Consider the following 7,721-nt stretch of genomic DNA (forward strand, 5'->3'; position numbering starts at 1 on the left):
CCCCACCCCCGTCCCCTCCGTCTGCCGGCCCGGTTCAGCCGGTCAGGCAGCTGTAGTACCGGCCGCGCCAGCCGGACTGGTAGAGGAATGAGGTCGGAAGGGCCGTGCCGGACGCGGTGCGTACGCCCGACGACGGCCGTTCCGAGAGTCACGATCCGCGACCGGGATGCAGGAAACCTTGGGCGATCCTTGAATCGGACGGACAGCGGCCGGAGGTCAGGCCCGGGCGTGACGGAGCAGGAGGACGCCGTCGTCGGCGGCGAGCACGTGCCGCAGCGGGAGCTGCCGGGGTGGCGTGGCGTCGCCGGCGGTGATCCGGCCCGGTCCGGGCCCGGCGAGCAGCGGCGCGACGGTGAGGCACAGCTCGTCCACCAGGTCGACGGCGGTGAGCGCGCCGAACAGGTGCGGGCCGCCTTCGCAGAGCAGTTGGGTCAGCCCCCGCCGGTGCAGCTCGTCGAGGCCGGCGGCCAGGTCGACCCGGTCGGTGCCGCAGCGCAGCACGTCGGCGACGTCGGCCAGCCCCGGTGGTGGGTCCACGCCGGCGTGGGTGAGCACCACCGGCCGTACGGGCGCGTCGGCGAAGGCGGCCTGCGCCGGGTCGAGGTCGAGCGAGCCGGAGACGACGACCAGCGTCGGATACTCGGCCAGCCCGTGCTCCCGGCGCCAGGCGCGGCGGCGTTCGTCGAGCCGGACCGCCCGGTAGCCCTCGTGCCGGAGCGTGCCGGCGGCCACCACCAGCGCGTCGCAGAGCATCCGCAGCAGACTGAAGACCCGCTTGTCCGGCTCGCCGGAGAGCCCGGCGGAGTAGCCGTCGACGGTGACCGCGCCGTCCAGGCTGGCGACGAAGTTGACCCGCAGCCGGGGCTGGTCGGCACGGCCGTAGAGCGCGGTGAGCGCGGCGTCGTCGAGCGGCAGGTCCGACGGCTCGGGCCAGAGCCGTCGGATCGGGATTCCGACGGTCATTCGCTGGCCGGACCGGTGACCGGAGGGGTCGGTCGGGCGGTACGGTGCTGGCAGTCGCACCAGTTCCGGCCCGGGCATTCGTCGTGTCGCCGGGCCCGGCACGATCGGCAGATCATGCTGGCAGCCTAAGCCGCGGGAGGACAGGACAGCATGCCGCGTCAGATCTTCCAGCTGAAGATGTCCCTCGCCGGCGTCCGTCCGCCGGTCTGGCGTCGCGTCCTCGTTCCGGCCGGCTACACACTGGATCGGCTGCACCGGGTGGTGCAGCACGCGATGGGCTGGCGGGACTGCCACCTGCACTCGTTCGAGATCGACGCGGTGCAGTACGGCGAGCCCGACCCGGACGGCGAGCTGGCGCTGCACGACGAGCTGGACGTCCGGCTCGACGCGGTGCTCGGCAAGGGCAGCCGGTTCTCCTACACCTACGACTTCGGCGACTGGTGGGAGCACGACCTGGTGGTCGAGGACGCGCTGACCGCCGACCCCGAGGAGCGGTACCCGGTCTGCCTGGACGGCGAGCGGGCCTGCCCGCCGGAGGGTATCGGCGGCCCGTCGGGCTATCAGGCGCTGCTGGTCGCGCTGGCGGATCCGGCCGACTTCGCCGATCCGGCGCACGCCGCCCTGCGCGACTGGGCCGGCTCCACGTTCGACCCGTCCCGCTTCGACGCCGGCCGCACCGGCACCCTGCTGCGCCGCTTCTGCTGACCCGGAGTCCCCCGGTAGCCGGGCATCTTCGGTGAGTCACCGGCCGGGGTGCCGGGATTCTCGCGTTTTCGGATGACCCGTCACCGCGGTCGATGGCGGTAACGATCTGGGAACGCTCCCATCGCCCTATTGACACCCCCGTTACCCGCCGGCAATCTCATGGGAGCGCTCCCGGGGTGGCATGGGTCACGCACGCACCTATCCCGGGCTGGCGCGATGAGCACCCCCCACCACAACCACCCAGCCTCACCACCGGAAAGAGGGGTCAGCGAATGAGTGTCACCACGCGGCGTACCCGCCTGGCGGCCGCTGCCCTGGCCGCGATCACCGCAATCGGCGGTCTCGCAGCCTGCGGCAACGACGACGACGAGCCGGCGGCCGGCGAGAAGCCGGCCAAGCTGGTCGTCGACACCTTCGGCGAGTTCGGCTACGACGACATCGTCAAGCAGTACGAGAAGGACACCGGCATCAAGGTCGAGCTGCGCAAGACCGCGCAGCTCGCTGAGTACCGGCCGAAGCTGGTCCGCTACCTCGCCACCGGCAAGGGCGCCGCGGACGTCACCGCCCTGGAAGAGGGCATCCTCAACGAGTTCAAGCCCAACGCGCGCAACTGGGCCGACCTGAACCCGTTGGTCGCCGACCACTCCAAGGAGTTCCTGCCCTGGAAGTGGGAGCTGGGCAAGGCGCCGGACGGTCGGCTGATCGGCCTCCCGACCGACGTCGGCAGCCTCGCCGTCTGCTACCGCAAGGACCTGTTCCAGGCCGCCGGCCTGCCCACCGAGCGCGACCAGGTGTCGGCGCTCTGGCCGGACTGGAAGGGCTTCCACGACGCCGGTCTGAAGTACAAGCAGGGTAGCGGCGGCAAGGCGTTCATCGACTCGATCACCGCCGTCTCCAACGGCGTGATGTTCCAGGGCAACGGTGACCTGTTCTACGACAAGGAAGACAACATCATCGCGGACACCAGCCCCGCGGTGAAGAACGCCTGGGACACCGCCACCTCGATGGCGGACATCTCCGCCAAGGCGCAGACCTGGTCACCGGAGTGGTCGGGTGGCTTCAAGCAGGGCACCTTCGCGGCGACCTTCTGCCCGTCCTGGATGCTCGGCATCGTCTCGGAGAACTCCGGCCCGGCCAACAAGGGCAAGTGGGACGTCGCGTCCGTGCCGGGCGGCGGCGGTAACTGGGGCGGCTCGTGGCTCGCGGTTCCGGCGCAGAGCAAGTACCCGAAGGAGGCGGCGAAGCTCGCCGAGTACCTGACCAACGCGAAGAGCCAGGTGGAGGCCTTCAAGGCCAAGGGCCCGCTGCCCACCAACCTGGAGGCGCTGAAGAACGAGGCGTTCATCGGCTACACCAACGAGTACTTCAGCAACGCGCCGACCGGCAAGATCTTCGGGGAGAGCGTCGCCAAGATCCAGCCGACCCACCTGGGCCCGAAGCACCAGGCGGTCAAGGAGAACGCGCTCGAGCCGGCCCTGCGGGCGTTCGAGAGCGGGCAGGCCGACAAGGCGAAGGCCTGGGAGCAGTTCACGAAGGACGCAAAGACTCAGGGTGTCTTCTGAGTGATTCCCTGCCGGTGGCGTTCGGGGCTTCCCGGACGCCACCGGCCGGTCCCCTCCGCGTAGCACCCTGCGCGAGGGCCCCCGGGCCTCGCCGGAAAAGGACATTCGCATGAGCCTGTCGGCCACGACGGCGCCGCCGTCGCCAGCAGCACCTCCTTCTCCCCACGTCCCTTCCGGGCGTTCCCGGGGAAGGCTTCTCAACCGTCTCGACGTCAAGTACTCGCCGTACCTCTACGTCGCCCCGTTCTTCGTGATCTTCGGTGCGTTCGGGTTGTACCCGATGGTGCGTACCGCCTGGATGTCGCTGCATGACTGGGACATGATCGGCGACCACTCGTTCATCGGCTTCGACAACTACACCCGGCTGTTCTCCGACGAGTACTTCTGGAACGCGCTGGTCAACACGTTCGGCATCTTCGCCCTGTCGACCATCCCGCAGCTGTTGCTCGCCCTCTTCCTGGCGAACCTGCTCAACCGGACCTTCCTGCGCGCCAAGACCTTCTTCCGGATGGCCATCTTCATGCCGAACGTGGTGTCGGTGGCCGCGGTCGCGATCGTCTTCGGGATGCTGTTCCAGCGGGAGTTCGGCCTGTTCAACTGGCTGTTGAGCCTCGTCGGTGTCGACCCGGTCGACTGGGACGGGCAGCGGTGGAGTTCGTGGTTCGCCATCTCCTCGATGGTCAACTGGCGCTGGACCGGGTACAACACCCTGATCCTGCTCGCCGGCATGCAGGCGATCCCGAAGGATCTCTACGAGGCCGCGGCGATCGACGGCGCCAGCCCGTGGCGGCAGTTCTGGCAGATCACCCTGCCCATGCTCAAGCCCACCTTCATCTTCGTGGTCATCCTGTCCACGATCGGCGGCATGCAGCTCTTCACCGAGCCACTGCTCTTCGCCAACGGCAACATTCTCGGCGGCAGCCAGCGGGAGTTCCAGACGCTGGCCATGTACATGTACGAGATGGGCATCGTGAATCTGAACTCCGCCGGCTACGGAGCCGCGGTCGCCTGGGCGATCTTCATGATCATCGTCCTGGTGTCGCTGGTCAACTTCCTACTCGTCCGCCGCTCGGCGAAGTGAGGAGAGATCGATGATCTCGGCTTCCCAGCGCCTGTGGCGCACCAGTCCGCTGACCTACGTGGCGCTCGTCCTGGCGGCGCTGCTGTCGATCTACCCGTTCTACTACATGCTGGTGATCGGCACTCGCAGCCTGGACTCCATCAACGATGTCCCGCCACCGGTAACCCCCGGCGGAGCGTTCGGTGACAACTTCGGGCGGGTGCTCGACAACGACGCCGCCAACTTCCTCACCGGCATGATGAACTCGATCATCGTCTCCTCGGTGGTCACCCTGTCGGTGGTGCTCACCGGTTCACTGGCCGGGTTCGCCTTCGCCAAGTTGAAGTTCCGGGGCAGCAACGCCCTGCTGCTGGCGATCATCGTCACCATGATGATCCCGACCCAGATGGGCCTCATCCCGCTCTGGGGCATGATGCAGGACCTCGGGTGGTACGACACCCTCTACGCGGTCACCGTGCCGTTCCTGGTCAGCGCCTTCGGTGTGTTCATGATGCGGCAGTACGCCAGCCAGGCGATCTCCGACGAGCTGATCGAGGCCGGCCGCGTCGACGGGGCGAGCACGTTCCGGATCTACTGGAGCATCGTGCTGCCCGCGCTGCGCCCCGCCGCCGGCGTCCTCGGTCTGCTGACCTTCATGGAGACCTGGAACTCGTTCCTGTGGCCGTACGCCGTCCTCACCCCGGAGAACCCGACCCTCCAGGTCTCGCTCTCCTTCCTCTCGTACGCCTACTACACCGACTACTCCCAGGTGTTCGCCGCCACGGCGATCGGCACCATCCCCCTGGTTCTCGTCTTTCTCGTGTTCGGCCGCCAGATCATCGGCGGGATCATGGAAGGTGCCGTCAAGTCGTGAGCAACCCCGCCAGCCCGCCCGCCGTTGGTGTCCTCGACGAGCGCCCCGGGCTGACCTTTCCGCCCGGCTTCCTGTGGGGGGCCGCGACCGCGGCGTACCAGATCGAGGGGGCGGCGGCCGAGGACGGCCGTACCCCGTCGATCTGGGACACCTTCAGCCACACCGCCGGCCGGGTCGTCGCCGGGCACACCGGCGACGTCGCCTGCGACCACTACCACCGGCTCGGCGACGACGTCGCGCTGATGGCGGAGCTGGGGCTGAAGTCGTACCGTTTCTCGGTCTCCTGGCCGCGGGTGCAGCCCGGCGGCGCCGGCGCGGCCAACCCGCAGGGGCTGGACTTCTACCGCCGGTTGGTCGACGAGCTGCTGGCGCACGGCATCGAGCCGTGGCTGACCCTCTACCACTGGGATCTGCCGCAGCCGCTGGAGGACGCCGGCGGCTGGCCCGCCCGGGACACCGCAGCGCGCTTCGCCGACTACACCACGCTGGTCGCCGACGCGCTCGGCGACCGGGTGCGCTACTGGACCACGCTGAACGAGCCGTGGTGCTCGGCGTTCCTCGGCTACGGCTCCGGGGTGCACGCCCCCGGCCGGTCCAACGGGGCGGACGCGGTCCGCGCCGGACACCACCTGATGCTGGGGCACGGCCTCGCCGTGCAGGCGCTGCGGACCGCCCGACCCAGCGCCGAGGTGGGGGTGACCGTCAACCTCTACCCGGTCGACCCGGCCAGCGACGCCCCCGCGGACGTGGACGCCGCCCGGCGCATCGACGGGCTGGCCAACCGGTTCTTCCTCGACCCGCTGCTGCGCGGGTCGTACCCGGAGGACCTGGTGGCCGACCTGAGCACGGTGACCGACTTCGACCACGTACGCGACGGTGACCTGGCCACCATCGCCACCCCGCTGGACCTGGTCGGGGTCAACTACTACAGCCGGCACGTGGTCGCCGCCCCGGTCGAGGGCGCCGAGCCCGAGCCGTACTGGCGGGCGCCCTCCTGCTGGCCGGGCAGCGAGGACGTCCGGTTCGTGACGCGGGGCATCCCCGTCACCGACATGAACTGGGAGATCGACGCCCCGGGTCTGGTCGAGACGCTGCGCCGGGTGCACGACGAGTACACCGACCTGCCGCTCTACGTCACCGAGAACGGCTCCGCGTTCGTCGACACGGTGGTCGACGGGGAGGTCGACGACGTCGACCGGCTGGCCTACTTCGACGCCCACCTGCGCGCCGCGCACGAGGCGATCAACGCCGGGGTGCCCCTGCGGGGATACTTCGCCTGGTCGCTGATGGATAATTTCGAATGGGCCTGGGGTTACACCAAGCGGTTCGGCATGATCCACATCGACTACGACACCCAGGTTCGCATCCCCAAGTCCAGCGCCAGGTGGTACGCCTCGGTGATCCGACGCAACGGTCTGGCCGCACAATAGGCTCGGGCCAGCCATCAGGGCGGTCCTGGTGTCCACCTCCCGCAGGTGGCACCGGGCCCGCCCGCCGTCGGAGGAGCAGACGATGACAACGCAGCGCACCCGGTCGCTCGGGCGCCCGACCCTCGACGCGGTCGCGGCGCGCGCCGGCGTCGGGCGGGGCACGGTCTCCCGCGTGGTCAACGGCTCGCCCCAGGTCAGCCCGGAGGCCCGGGCCGCGGTCCAGCAGGCCATCGCCGAGCTGGGGTACGTGCCGAACCGGGCCGCCCGGGCCCTCGTCACCCAGCGGACCGACTCCGTCGCGCTGGTGGTGTCCGAATCCGGCGAACGGGTCTTCACCGAGCCGTTCTTCGCCGGCATCGTGCGGGGGATCAGCTCCGGCCTGCTGGAGACGCCGATGCAGCTCTGGCTGGCCATGGCCCAGTCGCCGGTGGAGCGGGAGCGGGTCGAACACCACCTGACCAACCAGCACGTCGACGGCGTACTCCTGTTGTCGTTGCACGACTCCGACCCGCTGCCGACCCTGCTGGAGGAGCGCGGCCTGCCCGCCGTGCTCGGCGGCCGGCCGGCCCGGATGCTGCAACCCGGCGCCCAGCCGGCCTGGTTCGTCGACGTGGACAACGTGGGCGGCGCCCGGCAGGCCGTGGAGTACCTGGCCGGCCGGGGACGGCGACGCATCGCCACCATCGCCGGTCCACAGGACATGGGCGCCGGCCTGGCCCGGCTGGCCGGCTACACCGAGGCGGTCAAGGCCACCGGGGCCGGCGTCAACCCCGACCTGATCGCGTACGGCGACTTCAGCGAGGGCAGCGGGGCGGCCGGCATGCGCCGACTCCTGGATGCCTGCCCGGACCTGGACGCGGTCTTCGTCGCGTCCGACCTGATGGCGTTCGGCGCGCTACGGACGCTGCGCGAGGCCGGCCGGCGGGTGCCCGAGGACGTCGCGGTGATCGGCTTCGACGACGCGCCGATCGCCCGGCAGGCGGACCCGCCACTGACCACCGTCTTCCAGCCGGTGGAGGAGATGGGCCGGCAGATGGCCCGGCTGCTGGTCGCCCGGATCCGCGGCGACGACCTCCCCGCCCCGCACATCCTCCTGGACACCCAACTGATCCACCGCACCTCCGCCT

Annotated in this window: 7 protein-coding genes; 6 read left to right on the forward strand and 1 reads right to left on the reverse strand. The window is 70.0% G+C overall.

Features of this window, described 5'->3' with window-relative positions; translation table 11 throughout:
- Nucleotides 1-216 precede the first annotated feature (216 nt).
- Nucleotides 217-963 (reverse strand): pyrimidine reductase family protein, encoded by a 747-nt coding sequence (locus EAD98_RS30170; RefSeq protein WP_121657348.1) that lies wholly within the window; start codon nucleotides 961-963, stop codon nucleotides 217-219.
- A gap of 150 nt (nucleotides 964-1,113) precedes the next feature.
- Here EAD98_RS30170 and EAD98_RS30175 point away from each other — a divergent pair, with 150 nt between their 5' ends.
- The 6 genes from EAD98_RS30175 to EAD98_RS30200 form a co-directional block, all read left to right on the forward strand.
- The gene (locus EAD98_RS30175) at nucleotides 1,114-1,668 is read left to right on the forward strand and encodes a plasmid pRiA4b ORF-3 family protein (RefSeq protein ID WP_121657343.1); all 555 of its coding nucleotides are present in this window, start codon (nucleotides 1,114-1,116) and stop codon (nucleotides 1,666-1,668) included.
- Nucleotides 1,669-1,940: 272 nt separating this feature from the next.
- Nucleotides 1,941-3,230, forward strand: a complete 1,290-nt coding sequence (locus EAD98_RS30180) for an ABC transporter substrate-binding protein (protein WP_121657344.1) — start codon at nucleotides 1,941-1,943, stop codon at nucleotides 3,228-3,230.
- A 109-nt stretch (nucleotides 3,231-3,339) separates the two neighbouring features.
- Nucleotides 3,340-4,311, forward strand: a complete 972-nt coding sequence (locus EAD98_RS30185; protein WP_121657345.1) for a carbohydrate ABC transporter permease — start codon at nucleotides 3,340-3,342, stop codon at nucleotides 4,309-4,311.
- Nucleotides 4,312-4,321: 10 nt separating this feature from the next.
- Nucleotides 4,322-5,164 carry a carbohydrate ABC transporter permease gene (locus EAD98_RS30190; RefSeq protein ID WP_121657346.1) on the forward strand — a complete coding sequence of 281 codons (843 nt, stop codon included), beginning with the start codon at nucleotides 4,322-4,324 and terminating at the stop codon, nucleotides 5,162-5,164.
- The gene (locus EAD98_RS30195) at nucleotides 5,161-6,594 is read left to right on the forward strand and encodes a GH1 family beta-glucosidase (protein WP_121657347.1); all 1,434 of its coding nucleotides are present in this window, start codon (nucleotides 5,161-5,163) and stop codon (nucleotides 6,592-6,594) included. The genes EAD98_RS30190 and EAD98_RS30195 overlap by 4 nt, the downstream gene beginning before the upstream one ends.
- Before the next feature lie 82 nt (nucleotides 6,595-6,676).
- A partial coding sequence (locus tag EAD98_RS30200; protein WP_147457531.1) for a LacI family DNA-binding transcriptional regulator occupies nucleotides 6,677-7,721 on the forward strand: 1,045 nt, incomplete at its 3' end.

It is taken from the genome of Micromonospora sp. CV4 (assembly GCF_003667455.1).
GTDB lineage: Bacteria > Actinomycetota > Actinomycetes > Mycobacteriales > Micromonosporaceae > Micromonospora.

Coding starts and splice junctions, on each gene's coding strand:
- EAD98_RS30170 (WP_121657348.1), bottom strand. CDS start 963: ATGACCGTCGGAATCCCGATCCGACGGCTCTGGCCCGAGCCGTCGGAC.
- EAD98_RS30175 (WP_121657343.1), top strand. CDS start 1,114: ATGCCGCGTCAGATCTTCCAGCTGAAGATGTCCCTCGCCGGCGTCCGT.
- EAD98_RS30180 (WP_121657344.1), top strand. CDS start 1,941: ATGAGTGTCACCACGCGGCGTACCCGCCTGGCGGCCGCTGCCCTGGCC.
- EAD98_RS30185 (WP_121657345.1), top strand. CDS start 3,340: ATGAGCCTGTCGGCCACGACGGCGCCGCCGTCGCCAGCAGCACCTCCT.
- EAD98_RS30190 (WP_121657346.1), top strand. CDS start 4,322: ATGATCTCGGCTTCCCAGCGCCTGTGGCGCACCAGTCCGCTGACCTAC.